19 protein-coding genes and 1 pseudogene are annotated in these 22,423 nt (G+C 46.8%); 10 read left to right on the top strand and 10 right to left on the bottom strand.

Translation table 11 applies throughout. The annotated features are described in order from the left end of the window. Positions 1 to 96: 96 nt before the first annotated feature. A complete protein-coding gene (locus tag WH43_RS12920; RefSeq protein WP_053425001.1) occupies positions 97 to 1,152 on the bottom strand; it encodes a Fic family protein in 1,056 nt (351 codons plus the stop codon). A gap of 296 nt (positions 1,153 to 1,448) precedes the next feature. On the opposite strand from WH43_RS12920, the gene WH43_RS12915 reads away from it, so the two are divergent. Further along, complete coding sequence (locus tag WH43_RS12915) at positions 1,449 to 4,445, top strand: sensor domain-containing protein (RefSeq protein WP_286049727.1); 2,997 nt, start codon at positions 1,449 to 1,451, stop codon at positions 4,443 to 4,445. Here the strand turns inward: WH43_RS12915 and WH43_RS12910 are convergent. Beyond that, the gene (locus tag WH43_RS12910; protein WP_053424999.1) at positions 4,395 to 5,711 is read right to left on the bottom strand and encodes a 3-oxoacyl-ACP reductase; all 1,317 of its coding nucleotides are present in this window, start codon (positions 5,709 to 5,711) and stop codon (positions 4,395 to 4,397) included. The two genes, WH43_RS12915 and WH43_RS12910, sit on opposite strands and share 51 nt — an antisense overlap. 130 nt (positions 5,712 to 5,841) lie before the next feature. On the opposite strand from WH43_RS12910, the gene WH43_RS12905 reads away from it, so the two are divergent. The 7 genes from WH43_RS12905 to WH43_RS12875 all read left to right on the top strand — a co-directional run bounded on the left by WH43_RS12905 (position 5,842) and on the right by WH43_RS12875 (position 13,020). After that, positions 5,842 to 6,381, top strand: a complete 540-nt coding sequence (locus tag WH43_RS12905) for a sigma-70 family RNA polymerase sigma factor (protein ID WP_053424998.1) — start codon at positions 5,842 to 5,844, stop codon at positions 6,379 to 6,381. Then, the gene (locus tag WH43_RS12900; RefSeq protein WP_053424997.1) at positions 6,378 to 7,058 is read left to right on the top strand and encodes an anti-sigma factor; all 681 of its coding nucleotides are present in this window, start codon (positions 6,378 to 6,380) and stop codon (positions 7,056 to 7,058) included. Before WH43_RS12905 ends, WH43_RS12900 begins: the two co-directional genes overlap by 4 nt. A gap of 186 nt (positions 7,059 to 7,244) precedes the next feature. Further along, positions 7,245 to 8,840: a DUF4331 domain-containing protein gene (locus WH43_RS12895; protein WP_053424996.1), complete on the top strand. Its 1,596-nt coding sequence runs from the start codon at positions 7,245 to 7,247 to the stop codon at positions 8,838 to 8,840. A 14-nt stretch (positions 8,841 to 8,854) separates the two neighbouring features. Beyond that, positions 8,855 to 9,322 (top strand): Ig-like domain-containing protein, encoded by a 468-nt coding sequence (locus WH43_RS12890; RefSeq protein ID WP_053424995.1) that lies wholly within the window; start codon positions 8,855 to 8,857, stop codon positions 9,320 to 9,322. Between the two features lie 97 nt (positions 9,323 to 9,419). Beyond that, positions 9,420 to 10,499 carry a tetratricopeptide repeat protein gene (locus WH43_RS12885; protein WP_152342848.1) on the top strand — a complete coding sequence of 360 codons (1,080 nt, stop codon included), beginning with the start codon at positions 9,420 to 9,422 and terminating at the stop codon, positions 10,497 to 10,499. After that, entirely contained in the window at positions 10,496 to 10,978 is a 483-nt protein-coding gene (locus WH43_RS12880; protein ID WP_053424993.1) for a hypothetical protein, read from the top strand. Before WH43_RS12885 ends, WH43_RS12880 begins: the two co-directional genes overlap by 4 nt. Further along, positions 10,978 to 13,020: a TonB-dependent receptor gene (locus WH43_RS12875; protein ID WP_286049726.1), complete on the top strand. Its 2,043-nt coding sequence runs from the start codon at positions 10,978 to 10,980 to the stop codon at positions 13,018 to 13,020. The genes WH43_RS12880 and WH43_RS12875 overlap by 1 nt, the downstream gene beginning before the upstream one ends. Before the next feature lie 87 nt (positions 13,021 to 13,107). Here WH43_RS12875 and WH43_RS12870 read toward each other — a convergent pair whose 3' ends face one another. Next, on the bottom strand, positions 13,108 to 13,398 hold the full coding sequence (locus tag WH43_RS12870; protein ID WP_053424992.1) for a high-potential iron-sulfur protein: 291 nt from the start codon (positions 13,396 to 13,398) through the stop codon (positions 13,108 to 13,110). Between the two features lie 164 nt (positions 13,399 to 13,562). Continuing rightward, complete coding sequence (locus WH43_RS12865; protein ID WP_053424991.1) at positions 13,563 to 14,339, bottom strand: substrate-binding periplasmic protein; 777 nt, start codon at positions 14,337 to 14,339, stop codon at positions 13,563 to 13,565. 186 nt (positions 14,340 to 14,525) lie between these two features. On the opposite strand from WH43_RS12865, the gene mltA reads away from it, so the two are divergent. After that, entirely contained in the window at positions 14,526 to 15,638 is a 1,113-nt protein-coding gene (gene mltA, locus WH43_RS12860; RefSeq protein ID WP_053424990.1) for a murein transglycosylase A, read from the top strand. A 48-nt stretch (positions 15,639 to 15,686) separates the two neighbouring features. On the opposite strand, the gene WH43_RS12855 is transcribed toward mltA, so the two are convergent. The 3 genes from WH43_RS12855 to WH43_RS12845 all read right to left on the bottom strand — a co-directional run bounded on the left by WH43_RS12855 (position 15,687) and on the right by WH43_RS12845 (position 18,105). Continuing rightward, positions 15,687 to 16,712, bottom strand: a complete 1,026-nt coding sequence (locus WH43_RS12855; protein WP_053424989.1) for an alpha/beta hydrolase — start codon at positions 16,710 to 16,712, stop codon at positions 15,687 to 15,689. 120 nt (positions 16,713 to 16,832) lie between these two features. Continuing rightward, positions 16,833 to 17,252 (bottom strand): organic hydroperoxide resistance protein, encoded by a 420-nt coding sequence (locus WH43_RS12850; RefSeq protein WP_053424988.1) that lies wholly within the window; start codon positions 17,250 to 17,252, stop codon positions 16,833 to 16,835. Positions 17,253 to 17,625: 373 nt separating this feature from the next. Continuing rightward, positions 17,626 to 18,105: a MarR family winged helix-turn-helix transcriptional regulator gene (locus WH43_RS12845; protein WP_053424987.1), complete on the bottom strand. Its 480-nt coding sequence runs from the start codon at positions 18,103 to 18,105 to the stop codon at positions 17,626 to 17,628. A 347-nt stretch (positions 18,106 to 18,452) separates the two neighbouring features. On the opposite strand from WH43_RS12845, the gene WH43_RS12840 reads away from it, so the two are divergent. After that, positions 18,453 to 18,992 (top strand): acyloxyacyl hydrolase, encoded by a 540-nt coding sequence (locus WH43_RS12840; protein ID WP_053424986.1) that lies wholly within the window; start codon positions 18,453 to 18,455, stop codon positions 18,990 to 18,992. A gap of 42 nt (positions 18,993 to 19,034) precedes the next feature. On the opposite strand, the gene WH43_RS12835 is transcribed toward WH43_RS12840, so the two are convergent. The 3 genes and pseudogenes from WH43_RS12835 to WH43_RS12825 form a co-directional block, all read right to left on the bottom strand. Continuing rightward, positions 19,035 to 20,660, bottom strand: a complete 1,626-nt coding sequence (locus WH43_RS12835; protein ID WP_053424985.1) for a methyl-accepting chemotaxis protein — start codon at positions 20,658 to 20,660, stop codon at positions 19,035 to 19,037. A gap of 101 nt (positions 20,661 to 20,761) precedes the next feature. After that, a complete protein-coding gene (locus WH43_RS12830; protein WP_053424984.1) occupies positions 20,762 to 21,619 on the bottom strand; it encodes a D-amino acid aminotransferase in 858 nt (285 codons plus the stop codon). Between the two features lie 22 nt (positions 21,620 to 21,641). After that, a pseudogene (locus WH43_RS12825) lies at positions 21,642 to 22,423 on the bottom strand (glutamate cyclase domain-containing protein).

Raw genomic sequence — 22,423 nt, 5'->3', positions numbered from 1 at the left:
TTCAGGCAGTCAGATGACAAAACCGACCAAAGGTAAAAAAAATGCTATCAGTGGACAATACAAAAGCATTCAGAGCTCAAAACCAGCCAAACTCAGTCAGGCTACCACTTGCCAGCGCCCACCTTTGGCAGGGCCAGTGCGCACCAACCTACCTTCAGCTTTGAGCTTCGCCAATTGCTTTTCAATAGCTCTGGAACTTAAACCCAGTTCATCCGCTATAGTTTTGGCACTGAGCCTATTATCTTTTTTCAGCTTTTTCAAAATTTGATCTTCAGTTTTATACCAAGGGCCTGAAGTTTTCGTTTTTACTTTTTGTGCTTTTAGCTGCATAAACTGAGACAACTCGATGAACGGCTGCTCAGGTAAACCCATAGCTGGTTGATGGCTCTGCATCAGTTGTAGTTCAGTGGCTAAGGACTCCTGGATACACCGCAGCATAAAGAGTATAAAACTGCTCGCGTCGTGTTTGGGGTTCGCTTGTCTCAGGCTTTTGTAATAATCGCGGGACTTTTCTTTCAGCATTACCGTAAAAGGCAAATAACAAAAGGATGCGTGCCACTGCATTAAAACCAACTGTTGCCACAAACGACATAAGCGACCATTGCCATCTGAAAACGGATGAATAGAGGCCAGTTGAAAATGCATCAGGCAAGATAGCAATAAAGGATGAAGCGGGTACTGTTGCAACGAAGTAATAAGCTCTTCGACCTGAGCTGCAACCACAGAGGGCGCTGGCGGCATATGAACTAGTTTATGGTCCTCATAAACTCCAGCCCCCTGCTGACGGTACTGACCTGCATCCGATGTAACATTGAGCATAAAAGCTGCATGGGCTTTACGCAGATCCACGCTCTGATAAGGCCGAAAGCTATCCAATTGTTGATACAACGCCAAAGCATTTTTTGCCTGCCGAATATCCTGCACTAAAGCCACAACCCTTTTGCCTGCAGCCAACTCTTGCAACTGAATAAAAGACAGAGAATTATGATCAAGTGCCAGGCTAGCCTGAATGGATTTGAGCTTTAAAGTCTCCAGTTGCAGCACTGAAGCCTGAGATAGAGCGCAAACCCAATCGGCTAACTGGACCTCAATACTTTGTATAAGATTAGATAGCTCTGTATCCGGCTGATAAAAAGTCTGGTACTTATCCATCACACAAGCCTCAGCTTTATTTCAAACAGTATGTTTATTGACCTGATAAGACTAATAGAGGTTCACTGAAAAAACAAAGTGTTAGCATTATTTGGTCATTTTTTCTAAATTTCTGGAAATAAAACAGCAAAAATAGAATAGATCAGCTTGCTTTCGTGATCCGGCTCACTAACTATTGACAGACAGACTATCAATAGTTTCAAAACCTACTTCAACTGAACAGAGCAAGAGCAGGAGTTTTTGTGCAGGTAAGGCGTTATACAACTTCTGAACTTACATTAAGGTTTTGGGCCGCGTTGTTATTACTGCTCGCCTTTAGTGCTATTTTTATCGCTTATGTCTATGCAGAAAAGCGTATTGATGCAGCCAATGAGCAGCGGGTCTTCTCATTAAAAGTGATAGGTGAATTGCGTCAGTCTTCAGACGATTTAAGCCGAATGGCCAGAAGTTATATAGCCACAGGTGAATACCGTTATAAAAATCACTTTGACGAAATTATTGCCATTCGCAATGGTCAGGCCGCTCGTCCAATCAACTACCATCAAGTGTACTGGGATTTGGTTGATGACGACAATCAAAGACCCAGACCCGCAGGCTCGCGGATAGCGCTGCTTGATTTAGCTAAAAATGCTGGATTCACACCAACGGAACTCGCTGCGTTGCAGCAAGCCAAAATTCAATCTGATGCGCTGGCACTCAACGAAATTAAAGCTATGCGGCTGCTGGAACGGCCAGAGATTGATGCTGTTCAAAAAGCAAAAAATAAAGAACAAGCCTTGCTTGCTGTGTTTGACCAGAACTATAACACAGGGAAGAAAGCCATAATGCAACCCGTTGCCACCGTCTACAGTCTGGTGGATGAACGCACCGCTGACGAAGTCGAAGATGCCATGTTTTACGCCTTGACGATGCGCATCCTGTTTATTTTGTCTGGTTTACTGCTGTTTTATGCACTGTGGGATATTAAACGGGTTCATAACAGCATTCTAGGCGCTTCTGTCAGTCACCTTTACGAGCAAATTAAAGCTATGGGTCGGGGAGAAGTGCTACAAAGTACTGAACTGCGAAAGGCAAAACCCGGCAGTATTATGAGTTGGCTCGGCGCGACTCAACTTCGCCTAAACAGTTCGATTCAAGAACGTCAGAGCCTGATCCACAGATTACAACAAAAAGAACAGTATCAGCGCACCCTGATTGACAGCATCCCTTTTGTCGTCTGGTTAAAAGACATCCACGGCCGCTACCTTGAGGTGAACCGCAAATTCGCAGAAGAATTCACCGGCAAAGATATCAATGATTTAACAGGCAAAACTGACGCGCAATTATTTGACGCACAACGTGCCTTAAGCCACGTCGTACATGATAAACAAGTGCTGTCATCAGGCCAGCCCCAGTTGATCCAAACCCAGCGTAAAGTCGGAGTTGAACAGCATTGGTTCGAAACCTATAAAGCACCTGTTTTAGTCGAAGGTGAGTATGTTGGTACAGTGGGCTTATCGCGCGATATTACGCTGGAACATACAGCAGCCAATAAACTGCGCTTATCTGCCAGCGTATTCACCCACGCCCGTGAAGGCATTATGATCACCGACCCCTTGGGTGTGATGATAGACGTCAATCAGGCCTTTACTGAGATCACAGGCTACAGTGCCAAACAAGCGATAGGCTGTACGCCACGCTTGCTGCAGTCAGAACATCAGGATGAACAAAGCTTTAACGCATTATGGCAAAGTCTGCAGCAACAGGGCTTTTGGTCCGGAGAGCTGTGGAGCAGAAAAGCATCAGGCGAAGATTATTTCCAAAGCTTAACCCTAAGCGCTGTGCTGGATGATAAAGGTCAATTGCAACATTATGTGGGTTTGTTTTCCGACATCACGAACCAGTACCAACAACAACAGTATCTGGAAAAGATAGCGCTTTATGATGGCTTGACCGGCCTCTCAAATCGCAGTGCTTTAACTCAACAGCTACAGTCATTACTGAAAAAAACCAGCGCCGATCAACTGCTCGCTATCGCCTATCTGGATTTGGATGGATTTAAAGAAATTAATGATCGCCATGGCCATGAGACAGGGGATCAGTTTTTAATTGCTTTGTCTGAACGTTTACAAGCTCAATTGACCAAAGATGAGCTATTGGCTCGTATTGGCGGTGATGAATTTGTGGTGTTATTGCCACAACTTAGCGATAAAAAAGCAGGCATGCAAAAGATCCAGCAATTGCTGGATGTCGTGGCTAAACCTGTAAAAATCGATGAATGGATGCTCTCGGTTTCCGCCAGTATAGGTCTGACCTTTTATCCCCAGGCCGATACAACAGAAGCTGAGCAATTGATACGACAAGCGGATCATGCGATGTATCAGGCCAAACAGGATGGCAAAAACCGCTGTCACGTCTTTGATACCGACTACGCCCGTAGTTTGCGTGGGCATCAGGAAACTATACTGGATATTCGTCAAGCTCTGGCGCAAAAGCAATTCAGGTTGTTTTATCAGCCAAAGGTCAATATGCACACAGGAGAAGTGATAGGAGCAGAAGCTCTGATCCGCTGGTTGCATCCTCAAAAAGGGATGGTGGCTCCAGCCCTGTTTCTACCCGCTATAGAGCAGCACAGTCTGGGTGTGGAGTTAGGTTATTGGGTGATTGAAGAGGCATTACGGCAACTGGCTGAATGGCAACATCAGGGTATGACTATCCCCGTAAGCGTCAATATTTCAGCCTATCATTTACAACAACTGGACTTTGTCAATCGTCTGCAGTTATTGCTGCATTTTTATTCAGACGTGCCGGCATCGTTACTACAGCTGGAGATTCTGGAAACCAGCGCGCTGAATGATTTAACCCATGTACAGGCCGTGATGCAGGCCTGTATCCGCAGCGGTGTCAGTTTTGCTTTGGACGACTTTGGCACGGGCTACTCTTCTTTAACTTACTTAAAACGTTTGCCAGCAAAAGTGTTAAAAATCGATCAGAGCTTTGTCCGTGATATGTTGGTCGACCCGGACGATTTGGCCATCCTCAAAGGCATTATTGTGCTTGCCAATGAGTTTAAACGTGAAATTGTCGCAGAAGGTGTGGAAACCACAGAACATGGTGAGCTTTTGCTGCAATTAGGCTGTACTCATGCACAGGGCTACGGTATAGCGCGCCCCATGCCGGCCGAGCAATTTATGCCGTGGAAAAAAGCCTGGCTGCTGCCTGATGTCTGGGCCAAAGCCTGTATAGGTGGCGCGGCAACTATCTCAGGCACCGATAAAGCATTGACCGCAGACTCTAAGTACAGAGCCATTTAAACCTGACGCATCAGGTCTGGCGAAAAAAGCCACGGCCAAAGCGACATCGTCAGGTAAACCCGCCTGATGCAATGAGTTCATTCTGCGCCCTACTTCCCTCACCATCACTGGCATGGCGGCTGTCATTTGGGTCTCAATAAAACCAGGAGCTATGGCATTAAAGGTGATGCCCTTGACTGATTGTTTTGCCATAAACTGACAGTATCCGATTAACGCAGCTTTTGAACTGGCATAGTTGGTCTGGCCTTTCTGGCCTGCCAGGCCATTCATGGACGACAACAGCAGCACACGACCATTGTGTTGTATCTGATTCCGTTCGAGTAAAAGTGTGTTGATCCGCTGCACCGCACGCAGGTTAATATCCAGCGTCTGCGTCCACTGTACTTCAGTCATACGATGAAACAACTTATCCCGGGTAATGCCAGCGTTATGCACCAGAATATCCAGTTGGATCCCTTGTTGTGTCAGCCAGTCACTTAAGGTTTCAGCGCTTTGGGTTTGACTGATATCCAGTAGCAAAGCTTTACCGGCTAACTGCTGCATTAAGTCCGTGAGTGCTTGTGCAGCTTGTGGAATATCCAATCCAATCACGGTAGCGCCCTGCTCCGTAAGCGTTTTAGCTATAGCAGCGCCGATACCACGGGCAGCCCCAGTCACTAGCGCGGTTTTCCCCTGTAGAGGTTGTTGCTGGCGGTTTACTACCGTGACAGGTGCCACAGAGACAGGCAATACTTGCCCTGTGACATAAGCTGAGGCCCTGGACAGGAAAAACTCCACGACGGGTAGCAGTTCCTGTAGCACATCTTTGTGCACTGTTAACAGATTTGCTGTGGTGCCAAAACGTCCCAGCTCTTTAGCTATCGAACGGGTAAACCCCGATAAAGCAGCAGCGGCTGCAGCGGCATCTGCACTGGATACATCATCTATTGCGCGGGCCAGTACAATTAAGCGGCCATTTTTAGTTAACCGTGGCAACAGAGGAGTTAACTGCTGCCACAGCATATCCAACTCGGAGGTACTTTGTAGTTGTGTCGCATCAAATATCAATGCCTGCAGCGGCTGTGCTTTATCTTCCAGGCTCACAGCTGCCAAGTCACTTAACTGTTGACGCAACAAGACACTATACTCAGAGGCTTTGCCACACAGCAGCAAACTCCCTGTAAAATACTGGGTTTCCCCGTCTGGTCTTTGTAGCAAAGTAGCCTGTGGCACGCCACACCAACGACCTACTGCAGAATCTAAAAAGGCGGTTACCCAGGAGGCCATAAAAGGACCTTGTTATTTAACTTGGCCGCTATCTTAGCTGCAACAAAAAAGTTTCACCAGAGCGCATCCAAAGCTCTGTAACCTTCGTAGCTGCTAAAGATGTAAAAGTAACGGAGTGGAAAAATAATAGATGGGACCACAGGAACAGTTGATCCAATGGCTACAGGCCACTGCTCAGGGCGATAAAAGCGCCTTTGCACAACTCTACAAAGCAACGTCAGGAAAACTTTTTGCCGTAAGCTTGCAATTGCTCAGACGCCGGGATTGGGCAGAAGATGTGTTGCAGGATGCCTTTGTCCGCATCTGGCACAATGCGGCAGATTATCATACTGACAAAGGCACAGTGATGACCTGGATGATCAGTATCACCCGTTACCGGGCATTGGACCTGATTAAAACCCGACAATTTAAAGCCGAGCATATAGAGTTGGACCCGGACTGGAGAGCGGACGATATAGAGGAGGAGTCTGTCAGCCTGCCCAGGGAGAGGGTTAAACTGGATGACTGTATGTCTGAATTGGAGGCTGAACACCGTCAGTCTATTTATCTGGCTTTTGTAAACGGCCTGACACATCACGAAATTACCAGCCATACCGGCGCACCTTTAGGTTCGGTTAAAAGCTGGATCAGACGGGGCTTGGCCCGCTTAAAGAGGTGTCTTGAAGCATGAATTATTTACAGCAAGAACGGCTGGACGCCTTAAGTGTTAACTATGTGTTGGGGGGCATGAGGGGAAAAGCCAGACAAAGATTTCAGCGGCTATTGATGCAACAGCAGCAGGCACGTGAGTCAGTATGGCGCTGGGAACAACATCTGAATCCACTGGCAGAGTCCCTGACTGCGGTAGAACCCGATGAAAGTCTATGGCAAAAACTGCAACAACGCCTCGGCTGGCAAAAAGCAGATGTGGTGCAACTCAAGCCTAAAGGTAGTTGGTTGCATCCGGCAAATTGGGTGGCTGTGGCCGCTGCTGCCAGCCTAGCTCTGGTGTTATTGCTGCCACCTCCGGCTACAGCACCAGTGGAGCTGGCTGTGATCCAAACCAAAGAGGCAAAAGCATTGTGGTTAGTTTCAAAACAAGGTGACACAGTGGTACTGCAAGCCAGTGCTGCGGTGCCTGCCGATCCTGCGCATGATTATGAACTCTGGATGCTACCGACCTCTGGTCAGTCCCCTATCTCGTTGGGATTATTGCCACAAAGCGGCAAAGTTAGTTATCCATGGCCAGAAGCTGCTACAGGTTTAGTGGTAGCTGTCCTTGCGGTTAGTTTAGAACCTAAAGGCGGCTCACCTACAGGACAGCCGACCGGAGCTGTGCTGCATACCAGCGAATTGATGACACTCTAACCTGAGTGATGAATTGTGTGATTGAATTAAAACGGAGCCATTAGGTTCCGTTTTTTTATGCCTCTTTGTCCTGTTTTTCTCTGCCGCTAAAAAGGCGTGAAAAAATAATTTATTTATTTTCTTTTTGCTGCATCCAAAAAAAACACTTTGTCGTTACTCCCTCTGCAACATCAACAGAGGAACACCATGATGAAACTACAAAAGACCATAACTACTGTCAGTCTCGCCGTCGCTATTGCCTTATCTGGTATGGCTCAGGCATCCAGTCACCGGGAGGCTCCAAATATTACCCGCCTGCCTACACTCGATTCGACTGACTTTTATTTGTTTAACAGCTATGAGGCAGGTCGTTCGGGTTATGTCACAGTGCTGGCAAACTACATTCCGCTGCAAGACCCGCAAGGCGGCCCAAATTACTTTGCGCTCGACCCTGCGGCTGTTTATAGCATCCACATAGACAACACTGGGGATGCGGTAGAAGATCTAACCTTCCAGTTCCGCTTTAGTCAGCAACTAGCCAATGACAACATGGGAGTAAAACTTCCTATAGGCCCGGCAGATAACCAAAAAATGGTGGCCGTACCGCTGAAAAATGTCGGTGCTATCAGTGCAGGGAACTCTGCGGCATTAAATTTTATAGAAACCTATCAATTGAGTCTGGTCACTGGACCGCAGCAAAGTGGCACGAAAACAGCTTTAAGTTCCGGATCTGCTGACGGTAGTTTTATCAAGCCATACGACTATATTGGCGAAAAAACCTTTGGTAACAGCGCAGCTTACCAAAGTTATGCGAACCAATATATGTACGAAACCAGCTTGCCTGGCTGTGACGCCAAGGCCCGAGTGTTTGTCGGACAGCGCAAAGATCCTTTTGTTGTGAACCTCGGCGAAACCTTTGATTTAGTGAATTATGTTCCGGTCGAAGGCGACAGTGCCCCTGGTGCAGGTGATGCTGCTGGCTTCCCTGGTGGCATTACGCAAAACGCTGCCAATGATGATTTACGTGGTAAAAATGTCACCACACTGGCATTGGAACTGCCTACTTCTTGCGTCACAGGAACTGGTAACGGTGTAATTGGCGCCTGGACCACAGCCAGTCTGCCGCAAGCGAGGATCTTAAACCCCAATCCGACGTTTGATAATACTGAAGTCAATGGCGGCGCTTTAGTGCAAGTCTCGCGTTTAAGTAACCCGCTGGTCAACGAGCTGGTCATAGGTGTAGCGGATAAAGATAAATTTTCAACCAGTCACCCGAAAGACGATGGTCAATTTGCTGACTATGTCACTCATCCTAGCTTACCAGCCCTGCTGAATGTGCTGTTTAAAGACGCTGTCAATGCGACGCTGGGCACCAGCATTGAGGATCTAGCACCCACCAATTTTCCACGCAACGACTTAGTGACGGCATTTTTAACAGGTGTGCCTGGTGTGAATCAGTTAAGCACAGTCACACCGTCTGAAATGCTGCGCTTAAACACCGCCATTGCAGCTACACCAGCAGCTAACCAATCTGCTTTTGGTGTTGCAGGCAACGATTTGGCAGGTTTCCCTAATGGCCGTCGCCCTGGTGATGATGTAGTCGATATTGCGTTGAGGGTCATGATGGGAGCTTTGTGTCATGATATTCCAGTCAATAGTACCCCAACTAATCTGGGACTCTGCAAACCTGCAGATGCACCAGTAGGTAATGTGCCTTTCACTGATGGTGCTCCGCTGGATGCCAGCATGATGGACAGCAGCTTTCCCTATTTACGTGCACCACTGGCTGGTTCACCTAACTGAGAAGGAGCTTGATGATGCGTAAATTAATATGGCTTTTCCCTCTAGCGCTGTTATCCGCCTGTGGGTCTGAGGACAAAAAAAACTCGGCCCCCCTATTTGCCGAAGCCAGTTTTGCCACAGAAACAGAGACACAAGTGATGGATAAACTGATAGCTACTGATCCTGACGGAGATATGCTGAGCTATAGCATCGACTCTCAGCCAGTCAATGGCAGCCTGATACTGAACAGCAATGGTGATTTTGTTTACCAACCCAAGGCTGAATATACAGGTAGCGATAGTTTTGTCGCACGTGTAACAGATGGAGAGCTCACCGCAAGCGCGACAATCCGCTTAGAAGTCAACAGGGCCACAGTCTCTTTCCTGCAATACAGCAAAGCCGCTTTTGCTCAACAGGAAACTGATATGGCCTTATCGACCAATGGGCGGGATTTTACTCAGGACACTGAAGATACAGCGGATTACGCTGAAGTGTTTCAGTAACAATGGACTGAAATAAGCAAGCCCCGGTCTGACCGGGGCTGTTATGGAGCAGATGATGTTACAAAAAATAGCATGCATTACAATGGTTTTTCTTTTAATGGCAGGTACAACAGCCTTACCCACTATCACTTTTGCAGCATCTGCTGAAGGCGGATTGATGCTGCAGAGCAAAAGTCGCGTTGTGTTGCCCACTTGGGTGAGACATGTGGAACAGCAGTCCTCACAATCTCAGTCAGCTGAGGATCAGGTAACACTGGCACAAGCCTACCTGCAACTGGCTCGTCAGCCGGGCTGGAGCCGTTACTTTGACAAGGCGCAGCAGCTATTAAAAAAAGCTCACAGCCCCTCTTCTGCCGCCTATTGGCTGGCTTTAGCAGATATTTCACAGCAGCAACATCAGTTTGAGGATGCGCTGAATTATCTGGCAAAAGCCCAAAAGCTGCAGCCTGACGATATCAATGCTTTGTTAATGAAAAACCGGATTTATCTGGTACAAAATAATACTGCCGCGGCGCTGGCTGAATGCAAAAAGTTGCTGGGGCAACAAGAGCTGTTTTTATTGTCCTTGTGCAGTTTGGAAGTTGCAGGACGTCAAGGCAAAACTCAGGATAGTTATAAGGCTTTGCAACTACTGGCAAGGCAACAGCAAAGTATCCCACTGGCGCAACAACAGTGGCTGATTGCCGTGCTGGCTGAGCAAGCGGAAGCCTTACACCAACCCAAGCAAGCACGAGCCTGGTTAGAGCAGCTGTTATTCGCATCACAATCTGAGCTTGCACCTTTGCCACTCTGGGTGAAATGGGCCGATTTAACGCTGAAGCAGGATGCAACTTTGGTGTATCAGAAATTACAGCACCTACATCAACACCAACAGCTCGAAGACGCCCTTCTGCTGCGCCTGGCTTTAGCGGAACAACAACTGGCCGAAGGACAAGAGTATCAAGTCCTGATGCAACAAAGGGTTTCACTGCGGGAACAGCGTCAGGACACGCTGCACAGCGCTGACCTGGCTCATTATTATCTGCGACTCGCCCCTGACCCAAAGAAAGCCTTGTACTACGCCGGACTAAATGTCCAGCAAGCACAAGAGCCGGATGATCAGCAGTTATTCACTCTGGCGCTTAAGCAGTCGCAACAAGACACCTCCCCCTCAGTCCAAACAGGAGAACAACCATGAATTGGCTTTTAGTCATAAGTTTATGTTTAAGTTGCTCTGTCTCTGCACACAGTTTAAGCACCGCCTTTATGCAACTACATAACACAGAGGCAGGCTTATCCGCCAGACTGGAACTGAGTATTGTCGACTTACAACAAGCATTAAACTGGCCTGCTGATCAGGATATACGCTGGAGTGATATCCAAAAAAATAAAACACAGATCTTTAGCTATCTGCAGCAACATCTGTATGTAAAGAGCAAACAAAACAACCGCTGCGTGTTGGAAACTGAGGCCAATGCATGGACAGCTGTGGAAAAAAACCAAACCTATTACTTAAGTTTGCCCTTAGTCAGCACCTGTAACGCGCAACAAAGTTCATTGCATTATCAGCTGTTTAGCGAGTTGCATGATCATAAACTGCTGGTAAGCTGGCAAGACAAACAATGGGTTGTCTCGCATCAGAGCCCTGCCCTGGACCTAACCAAAGTTGCTCCCTGATGAACAAATCTCAACAGATGTTAAGCTGCACGCTGTCGCTTTGTTCTGCTCTGGTCATAGCGCAGGAGCAGACCAGTGCAACAGAACCTGAACTGATTTTAGTTCGGGGTAATCAACACCAGCATGGGTCCACCATTAATGCCTCAGAAGGCCATGTGCACGGCGTAGACATTGAACAACGGGCCCTGCTAAGACCCGGTGATATGCTGGAGTTTGTGCCAGGTATGGTCGTCACACAACACAGTGGCAGTGGCAAAGCCAATCAGTATTTTTTACGGGGTTTTAATCTGGATCACGGCACCGACTTTGCAACTTCAGTCGATGGTATGCCTGTCAATATGCGAAGTCATGGCCATGGCCAGGGCTATTCAGATCTGAATTTCCTGATCCCCGAGCTTGTCGAGCATATTCGCTATCGTAAAGGCAACTATAAGGCACAGGATGGTGATTTTGCCAATGCAGGCGCAGCTGATTTTGAATTAAAAAATCAAGGCCCAGAACTGCTTCGACTGAGTCTGGGCCAGCATAAGTACCAGAGACTTTTAGCCAGTGGCAGCGCAAGTTACGACGCTGCAGACTGGCTGAATGCAGTCGAGCTGCAAGGTTATGCAGGTCCCTGGCAAGGTGTCGATGAACAAGTAAAAAAAATGAATCTGGTCAGTCGTTACAGCACACAACAACACAACTCAGCACAACAACTAACTTTTATGCTGTATGACAATAGCTGGAATGCAGCGGATCAAATCCCACAGCGGGCCATCGATCAGGGGCTGATCGACAGGTTGGGGGTGATAGACCCAAGTTCCGGAGGCATTAGTAAAAGGCAGAGCATCTCTGGGCACTGGCAACAGCAGAATTTTAAAGCCAGTGGCTATTGGATCCAGAGTGAATTGCAGCTCTGGTCGAATTTTAGTTACTTTCTCAATGATCCACTCAAAGGTGACCAGTTTGAACAAAGTGATCAAAGGCAACTGTTTGGTGGTGAACTTAGCCAAGAGCTGCAACTAAAACTAGGGTCTTTAGACTGGATCCATCAATTCGGTCTGCAAAGCCGTTATGACGATATTGATCAACTTGGTTTGTCGCTCACTGAAAACCAGATACAACATCAGGCGGTGAGAATGGATCAGGTGCAACAGCAGTCCTGGTCTGTGTTTCATCAGCAGCAACTGCAGTTAAACCCCGACTGGCAAGCAGAGCTTGGACTTCGTTATGACTGGATGTCTGCCAAAGTAGAAAGCCTTCTTCGCCAGGAAAACAGTGGACGCGCATCACAAGGCATCAGCTCTGTGAAACTTGGGCTGCTTTACCAAAGCGACGAAACTCAGCAATGGGATTTTTCTGTTGGACAAGGCATGCATTCTAATGATGCAAGAGGCGCAACCATCACCACAGATCCTGTCACTGGGGAATCGGCCAGTGCCGTTCCACTTTGGGTTCGCTCTGAAGGTGCAGAACTCGGCTGGCGTTATCTCCAATCGAAGCAATGGCAAATTTCGGTCGCTGTTTGGGCCTTGCAGCTTGATTCCGAGCTGGTTTATATAGGTGATGCCGGAGGTACAGAACCGAACAGAGCATCCCACAGAACCGGCGCAGAGCTAGCTTGGTATTACTGGATAAGCCCTATCTGGACTTTGGATCTGGAACTTGCCACCAGTCGCAGCAGGTATAAAAGTAACAGTGCAGAAGAAGGCCGGTTTATTGAAGGAGCCCTGCCCGCCGTTGCCAGTATTGCCATCAACTACCATGACGATACAGGACTGCATGCCAATCTGCGTTTACGCCATTTTGGCAACAGAACACTCGACAGCTACAACCAACAACAAGCTCGCAGCAGTACGGTATTGAATGCTGACTTGTCCTACCAATGGCAACACTGGGAATTTGGTGCTGAATTGCTGAATCTAACCAACAGGAAAGTGGCAGATATGGTGTATTTTTATCAATCCCGTTTGGAAAACGAAGCCACAGCTGTTGAAGACAGACACTTTCACCCGCTGGAGCCTCGTATGGTGCGTTTGTCCGTTGGCTATCGTTTTTAACCTAATCACAGTCAGCGAAACAATAAAAAGCCAGTGTTCAAAAAACTGGCTTTTTCTATCAATTGCTATTCCTGACTAAAACTAAACTCAGGCTTTTTTCGCCCAGGCTGCACACCAGCCTTCAGCACTGACCAATTTGCCGGGGAAAATGTTACATCCCCTTAACGCATCGCCGTCTTTGCCCTGCACTTGCATACAGTTGGCACAATTAGCTCCGGCGACAGTAGACTTATCGACATATTTCATTGCTACTGCCAGTGGGTCATCCGCTTTTACTTGCTCCTGCGCCAATGCATGCAATGCTGTGCCACCTAAGGTAATACCTACTAAGGTAGAAGCCGATAGTTTTAAAAAATTACGTCTGTCTAAATTTCCCATCTTGTTACTCCGTTTTTGTCATTGTTGCATCAAGGTGTTCTGCCCCTTGACGTTACTTGGCTGTATACCTTACGGAGTATGGACGAAATAAGATTATATGGCTTTGATCTAACGCAGTTTTTGACAGCTTCAACTGGCAAGTTCAACAGACAGTTCTGTAAACATCAGTTCCAGATCCTGGACTTTGTGACATAAAACTTTAGCCATTGCTCTATGGTGCCTTGCTGCCGTTGTTCTTGCAGGTAAAGGTTAAAGGCAGCTAGTTTCGGCTTCCAGCGAGGGTGAAATGCTACCGTCAGAGCCACAGCATTAAAACCTAGTGCAGAGCGATACAGCGCCTCATCGGGAAAGTGGTGATGTAATAACCAATTCGCGACATGCTCGTTGATAAAGGCAAAATCACAACGACCATTAAGCAACATTTTCAGCTGAGTGAGCTCACTGGAGGAATCAACCCGTGCCGTCTCATTACTACTAAAATAAGGCTCTAAGGCTTCATAGATATAATACTGGCGGGTGCACACCGTTTTGCCCTTAATCAACTCAGGCAATTGAGCCTGCGCCGCTATAGGATGGCGGGCCAGTAAATAATCTTTGTGTTCCAGTAAAGGCTCAGAAAACAATAATTTTTCTGGATGTTGTGTCCACTCTTTCGCTAATAAAATAGCGTCTACTTCACCTTGGTAGAGTCGATGCTCAGCCCGGGTTCTGTTATCTGACACATAGTGCACAGCAATATTTTGCTGCTGAAAAAAGTCCTGCAATATCTCAGGAACCAAACCAACCACCTTTTGAGTAGTTTCGTCCTGATACATATAAGGCGGCACCTGAGGGTAATAAAGCACAAATTTAAGATCAGCCGGTGTGGGGTCAAGCGGTTTCGCAACGACACAGCTCCCTGAAGTGACCAGCATCAAAATCAGTACTTTTAATAGTTTCATGCAATTATCCGTCTAACCAGACCAAAAGCTATCTGTCGATTCGATCGATGATACTAGCATTAGCGTTTTTATCAAATACTTGTTTTTAGCCAGAGTCCACCGAAAAATTATGGCCTGACTGTTGTCAGTGAACCGACAGTGACATAGAGTGCCGCCACATCTTATTTTTCTGAATTTTAGTTAGTTATGAAACAACACCTTTTGTGGTTTGGTATCGCCAGCTTAGTTTTGTCTGCCTGCAGTCAAACGTCCGGCATTCATCAATCTAATCAGTTTGATAACAATGGGCTGGATAAAAAAGCCAAACTATTGAGTGGCACCTATCAGTTGCAGCAAGGCGCAGCATTAAAAGCTCAGTGGCTGACACCGGAGTTGTTATCCGGTCTTGAAGAGCAATTGAAGTACCTGAACAAAAAGTCAGTAGCACAGCAGCATAATTTGCCGGGTTTAACCATCACTCAAAGCCAGTTGCAGCAAAGCATCCATGATTTACTGCAATGGGCGGAGCACCCCACGGCTCAAGGAGGTAAAGCTTTTGCACTGCACCAACTCTCAGGTGAAGATAGCAAAGGCAATGTGCAGTTTACCGGTTACTACGTGCCGGTGTTTAAAGTACGGACCACAGCGAATGCAGAATACAAATACCCTATTTATCGTAAACCTGCAGGGTTAACAAACTATCCTAATCGCGAGCAAATTGACTTCGAACAAGCGCTGGCGGGTCAAGGACTGGAACTGTTTTACAGCAACAGCCTGGTCGATAATTTTTTTATGCAGGTACAAGGCTCAGGCGTAGTCGAAGATGAATATGGTCAGCAGCATTTATTAAGCTACGGTGGTGGTAACGGCCATTCGTACCGCAGTTTAGGCAAAGTACTGATTGAAATGGGTGAATACACAGCAGATACCATCTCTGCTTCAGCTATTAAAGAATGGCTGGCTAAACATCCACACAGACAACGCGAATTGATGAGTCGAAACCCCAGTTATACTTTTTTCTCCAAGGGTTTGGACAAACCCGTAGGTGCCGCCAATGTGCCTTTAACGCCATTACACTCTATAGCGGTAGACCCGGCTTTTATTCCTTTAGGTTCGGTAGTACTGGCGCAGGTGCCGGTGCTGGACGGCAAAGGTGAATTAACAGGCCATGAGTTCAGATTAATGCTGGCACAGGATAAAGGCGCGGCTATTAAAACCCCGGGCCGGATTGATGTGTATCAGGGCATTGGTGCTGAAGCTCAGCAGCGCAGCGACAGCTTGCGCCATTACGGCAAAATATGGCTGGTGTTACCAAAATAAGGATCAGAGCCAAAGCTCTGATCCTTTAAGCTACAGTCAGAAACTCACTTAGTTCAGATGTGTTTTCAGCGCCTGACCGGCTTGGTCCAATGCGGCTTGTGTACCAGGTACATCAGAGAGTACATTCAGTAAACCAAAGTCGTGGATCATGCCGTTGTAGCGCACTGATGTCACTGTCACACCTGCCGCATCCAGCTTGTTGGCATAAGCTTCCCCCTCGTCACGCAGTACATCTAAAGCGGCGGTTTGTACCAGAGCTGGCGGTAAACCTTTTAACTGCTCTATGCTGGCACGCAGTGGTGAGGCATAAATCTCGTTACGCTCTGCAGGATTCGTGGTGTAATTATCCCAAAACCACCGCATCATGTTTTTGCTCAGGAAGTAGCCGTCTGCAAACTGGTTGTATGAGCTATTGTCAAAGTTCGCGTCTGTCACAGGCCATAACAGCAACTGGAATTTAAGTGCTGGAGTACCCGCTTCTTTAGCTTTTAGAGCTACCACTGCCGCCATATTGCCACCGACACTGTTACCGGCGACCGCTAAACGTGAGCTGTCGATGTTCAGCTCTTTGCCATGCTCTGCCACCCATTTGGTTGCGGCATAAGCCTGGTTAATCGCTGTTGGGTACTTGGCTTCCGGTGATGGCGTGTAATCCACATACACAGCAGCTGCACCAGAGCGGCTGACTAAATCACGGATTAAACGCTCGTGCGTTGGGAAATCCCCTAACACCCAGCCACCGCCGTGGAAGAACATAAAAGCAGGTAATACACCTTTGCTGCCTGCAGGACGCACCACCACCAGTTTTAATGGCTTGCCATCAATCCTAATGGTTTTTTCACTGACATCAGCAGCTGGTAATGTGGCACCAGCCTGAGCGCCCGTTAATACAGCGCGGGCATCTTTAGGCGACAGTTGCTCTAAAGGTGTACCGCCGCCCTGAGCCAGAGCATTTAAAAAGCCCTGAGTTTGTTGTTCTACCTGTACATCAAGAGCAGGACCACCAGCGGCAAATGCACTGTTGATACCTAAAGCAATGACTGTTAAACCTACAATTTTACGAAATGTGTTCATGTTCATCTCCTCGCCACAGCGGTTATGGGGTGGCGATAACAGGATGCTTATCCATCTAACTGTTATCGCGATATGATAGTGTTTAAAAAAATTCAGTTTCTTTGGTAGTGTACTTCGCTGTTAGCTGACAATCACTAAACGCACATCAATATTGCCGCGGGTTGCGTTGGAGTATGGACAGACCTGATGAGCCTTAGTCACTAAGTCTTGCGCTACTTCCTGGCTTACACCTGGCAGACTGATTTGCAGCTCAATATCCAGACCAAAACCACCCGGGATTTGGCCAATACCCACCTCAGCCGTGATTTTGGATTCGTTACTCACCAGCACTTTTTGTTGTGAAGCGACATATTTAATGGCACCTAAGAAACAAGCTGAGTAACCAGCGGCAAATAACTGCTCAGGGTTCGTCGCTGCACCACCTGCGCCACCTAATTCTTTAGGAGTACTTAATTTCACATCCAATACGCCGTCTGAAGATACTGAACGACCGTCACGACCTGAAGTTGAAGTTGCTATTGCTTTGTAAAGTACTTGCATGATGTATTCCTCTGTTAAGTTCATTTGTTTGCGATATATTATCGCGATAATTGTTTATTTTAAAAAAATGGGTGAATTCACCCGGTTTTACTATCGTTACTGCCAGTCCTTACGGACCTAATCTGTACTGCTTAAAAACTTTTTTCTACCTGCTGTATCCGGTCGTTTTATTGCCGTTAAACCAGCTGTTCGACCCGACTTGCTATAATGTTATTGCAATAACTGTTATTTCGCAAGTTTATTTTCTGATTATTTTACTGATAGCTCTTATGTGATTGTTTTTAAATGATTTAAAGTGGTCATTAAATGAAATAGGCGGCATTAAAAAAGGGCCATCAAGGCCCTTCTGCGAACACTAGTGTTTTACTGTGATTCAAAGTTTCTTGCTTAACTGTGCTCGTAACTGCACTAACTCCTGGCGTAATGCATGGATCTCTGGTTCAGCCATACCACAACTGACACCTACAGTACGATTCACTTCAGCTGCCTGCACCCGCATAGCCCAGCCCGCTTTGGTTAAACGAATTTCCAGAGTCCGTTCATTTTGCGGATTACGGCTTCGGATCAATAAACCCATAGCTTCCATCCGCTTAATTACAGGAGTTAAAGCACCTGAGTCTATTTGCAGTTGCTCGCCCACTTCTTTTAACGCCAAACCATCGTTTTGCCACAAAATCAGCATAATTAAGTACTGCGGATAGGTCAGACCCAATTTATCCAGCAAAGGCTTGTAGACCTTCGTCATCGCCAGCGAGGTGGAATATAAAGCAAAACAAAGCTGCTGATCCAGATGCAAAGCTTTTTGGCTTTGAGCATCCAAAGGGGTTGGGATTTGGTCTGATGAATTGGCCATGCTGAAATTGCCTGTCTAGGAGCTAACAAACCGCAAGGTTAATCAGCCCATAGCCAAAGGTCAACTTCTTCTCTGCTTTTATCGGCTAATCCACAGTGCTTATTAAACTGCGTTTTTTCCCTAAATATTTCCACAGCACTCTTGATATCCTTTTTTTAACCCTCACTTATGTACCGCTCGTTACACAATGCATATTTATTAGCCAGTCCATCACTATTTACATGTAGTCACCTACAAAATCAAAGTGCTGAAGATTAGGTAATAGCTATGAAGTTTTAGGTCGTTATCTAAAGTGGCCCCTTCTGCAAAAACCACAGGCGTCACTACGGAATACAGCAGGAGTCTTGATGCAAAAAATTTTATTGGTTTTAGTTATGCTATTGCTGGGTCTGCAAGCTCAGGCACAAGTAGCAGCTATTGATATCGTCAAAGGCGAAGGCAAAGTTTTAGGTTTGCGTTTGGGCTATAGGCCCTCTGAGTGGTATCTGTCTCACATACCTGTCGTAGGCGATGCCCGCCTATATATGGAAGTCAGCGCAAATCTGTGGCGTTACGGCGAGGAGCCCGAATATGAAAGTAACCTTGCGCTCGCCTTGTCTCCAGTGCTGGTGAAACAATTCAGTACCTTCTATGACAGAGCCTTGTTTTGGGAATTTGGTATAGGTTTTAGTTTGCTCAATAAACAACGTTTTGCTGGCAAAGATTTAGGCTCTCATTATCAATTTGAAGACCGCATAGGATTGATCTGGCAGGTGCAAAGTCAAGCTCAACTGGCACTGCGTTATATGCATTACTCCAATGCTGGACTGCAAAAACCTAATCCGGGTCTGATTTTATTGCCTTATCCTATGCCTATAGATTTTGAATCTGTTATCCAACGCACCTAACAGCCGCCTGAAAAGGCGGCTTCGTTCTTTCAATCAGAAACATCAGACTTTAAAGCGGGTTACCAACGCATTTAAATCCACGGCAAGGCGCGACAATTCATGAGCTGAGGCGCTGGTTTGGTTGGCACCTGCAGCAGTTTGTGCGGCTAGGTCGCTGATATTGACAATATTGCGGTCTATTTCACGCGCTACTTTAGCTTGTTCTTCCGCCGCGCTGGCTATCACCAGATTACTGTCGCTTATTTTATTAATACGCTGGGTAATAATACTCAAAGCCTCACCTGCAGCCTGCGCTACGGTTAACGCATGGCCAGCTTTGTCGCTGCTATGTTTCATTGCACTGACCGCATCCCCTGTACCGCTGCGGATTTTCGCGATCATCTCTTCAATTTCACGGGTTGAAGTTTGAGTACGATGCGCCAGCGCACGCACCTCATCAGCTACGACAGCAAAACCACGACCAGCATCCCCCGCTCGCGCCGCTTCAATAGCAGCGTTTAATGCCAGTAAGTTTGTTTGTTCGGCAATAGCCCGGATGACGTCCAGAACCTTACCAATGTCCTGAGACTGCACAGCCAGACCCTGGATCAAATCCGACGTTAACGCCACATCCTGATTCATATCGCGGATGGCTTTTACGGTTTCATCGACTTGCTGTTGGCCCTGTACCGCCATCTTGGCGGATTCTGTCGACTGCTCAGAGGTTTGTACTGCAGTCTGTGCTACCTCATCGACAGCAGAACTCATCTCAGTAATAGCAGTTGCGGCTTGCTGAATTTCGTCATTTTGCTGCTGTAAACCTCGCGATGAGTCTTCGGTGACCGAATTTAACTCCTCAGCAGCGGAAGCCAACTGATCCGAGGAATTAGAAATATGGCTCATCGCATCCCGCAAATTTTGCTGCATTTTTTGTAGTGCGGCCATCAAACGACTAGCTTCATCTGCACCACTGACTGCGATTTTCTGCGTTAAATCGCCTGAGGCAACAGTTTCTGCCACAGTAACCGCCTCATTCATAGGAGCGGTAATACTGCGAGTCATCCACAGCGCAATAAAAATACTGACGCTAATACCAACAAGGATAGCGAGAATCACAAAAATTTTACTGGTCTCATAGTTTTCAGTGGAAAGTGCTGTCTGTTGTGTAGAATGCTCTCTGTTGAGCTGCGCCAATTGCAGTAAAGCTTTAGTCATTTTATCTGAATGACCTGTTAACTCTTCATTACTGATCCGGATTGCTTCCGTTTTATTACCCGAATCAAGCGCCTGCAATAAGCGAGCCTGGCTTGTAAAGTAACCTTGTTGCGCACTGTTAAACTGTTGATATACAGAACGCTCTTCATCCATAGAAATCAAATTTTCATATATTTTCTGATTTTCTGTAACTTCAGTTCTGACCCTCTCTAATGCAGCATGATAATCTGCTTTTTGTTGGTCTGTCTCGGCTAACATTAAACGAAAAGTAAAGATCCGGACTCTCATCATACTCAAATTCAGCGCAGCCAGACTATCTAAACTAGGGATAGTGTCCTCTTCTATATCTGCTGATACAGTTCGCATTTGCGCCATATTCATCAGTGCCATGCTGCCTTGTAATACCACCAACAAACCCAATACCGCGAACCCAGCAAATAAGCGGGCGCCAATGTTATAATTCCTTAAAAACATTTGTGTCTTTCCTGTGATTGATTTTTAGAGACGAGCTTTATTTCCATAAAAGTCTAGGCGACAAAATAAAAAAAACTCAATTTTTTTCAGTTAATTACGCACTAATACTCATATTTATACTGAGAAAACAAAGACTGAGCTAACTTCCAGACAGGCCCAGGCCTTTGATTTCCAATCCGCAGACCATCCACCTCGACCACTGCTGCCACTTCTTTGCTGGAGCTGGTTAACCAGACCTCATCAGCAATCAGCAGCTCATGTTTACTGACAGGCCGTTCTTCTACGGTCAGTTTGCTATGCTGACGTAAAATACTCAGTAATAGCTGACGCGTAATGCCGGGTAGTATCTTGTGACTTAGAGGCGGCGTGATGACTACCGCATCTTTAACAATAAATACATTGGTTGAGCTGCCTTCGGTTAAAAATCCATGCTCATCGAACAGAATACACTCGTTCACCCCCAAAGCAGCTGCCTGCTGGTGATGCATCACATTGCCCAGTAAAGCGGTAGACTTGATATGACAACGCTGCCAGCGTAAATCCTCAGCTGTGATCACTTTGTAACAAGGTGCAGTCTCTGTATCTGCCAGAGGTTCTGCGCTTATCTCAAAGGCATAAGCAAAAATAGTAGCAGCAATAGCTTTTGGATAGGCATGAGCTCTCTTTGTATCAGTTCCACGACTTACGTGCAGGTAAATCCCAAGATTGCCCCCACCATTGGACTGGATTAACTGCTGCACCAGCTGCTGCCAATCCCGCACTGTCATCGCACACTGAATATCTAAAGCTGCCAGACCTGTTTGTAAACGCTGGATATGAGCAGCAAACCCCACGCAACGCCCACCATAAGACGGGATCACCTCATAGATGCCATCACCAAATAAAAAACCTCTGTCCATAGGAGAAATTTTTGCCTCAGCCGCCGGCATAAATTGTCCGTTTAAATACACCACACTCATCTGTTTTATCCTGTCTGTTTTATTATTCTGGAAAACAAAGACGCTGTAAGTCAGCAATTAATAACTCTGCATGGGCAGGCGGCAAACTATCCTCAGTCTGACAGGCAAGGCCTGTCACGCCATCAATAGCACCGCGCTCAACTAAATATGCTAAGAGTTCTTTAGGCTGACAGTCGAGCAGCCAGCCACAACCCGTCTCTGCATCTTTTAGTTTTGACACTAGTGCCAGTACCCCATAAGCAGCCCAGTTAGATACGTCGGCCAGTAATAATTCATCACTGCCAGTGACTGATGGTGTGATAGCCAGCTGCGATACCGCCTGATAAAGCTTCCCCATCCCTATTTCATTGCCACCATCACCTATTGCTATAGCTGGACAACAGGCCTGTTGAAAAAATACATCAAAATTGGCGCAACGTGCGAGATATCCTGTCCTCTCATATTGTAATAGCGACCATCGGCGGCCAAACCTGGTCTTTCTATGGAAATAATTAGTTCAGGATGGTGTTGCTGCAAAAACTGCTGGGCAAAAGATGCAGCATCTGCACTGTTTACCGGTAATTGTAAGCAGGAATAACCGTCTTTTAACGCCGAAAATAACGGATCTCCACAACAGAGTAAGGGGGTGGCCCCCAGTTTTTCCAGTACCTTGTATAACACCAGAGCACCAACAGGGCCGTCAGTTTCAAAGCTATCGGCGACCGGAAAGCCAGTACCTATCAGTACTAAGCCTTTGCAACCGACGATGAGTTGAGCTACCCGCAGATAACTACCTGCTGGTAAATGCGCCGATAAAGTGGCCAT

It is taken from the genome of Rheinheimera sp. KL1 (assembly GCF_001275035.1).
GTDB classification, from domain to species: Bacteria; Pseudomonadota; Gammaproteobacteria; order Enterobacterales; family Alteromonadaceae; genus Pararheinheimera; species Pararheinheimera tangshanensis.
Note: the sequence above shows the minus strand (reverse complement) of the source record. Positions and strands in the feature narration are given on the sequence as shown.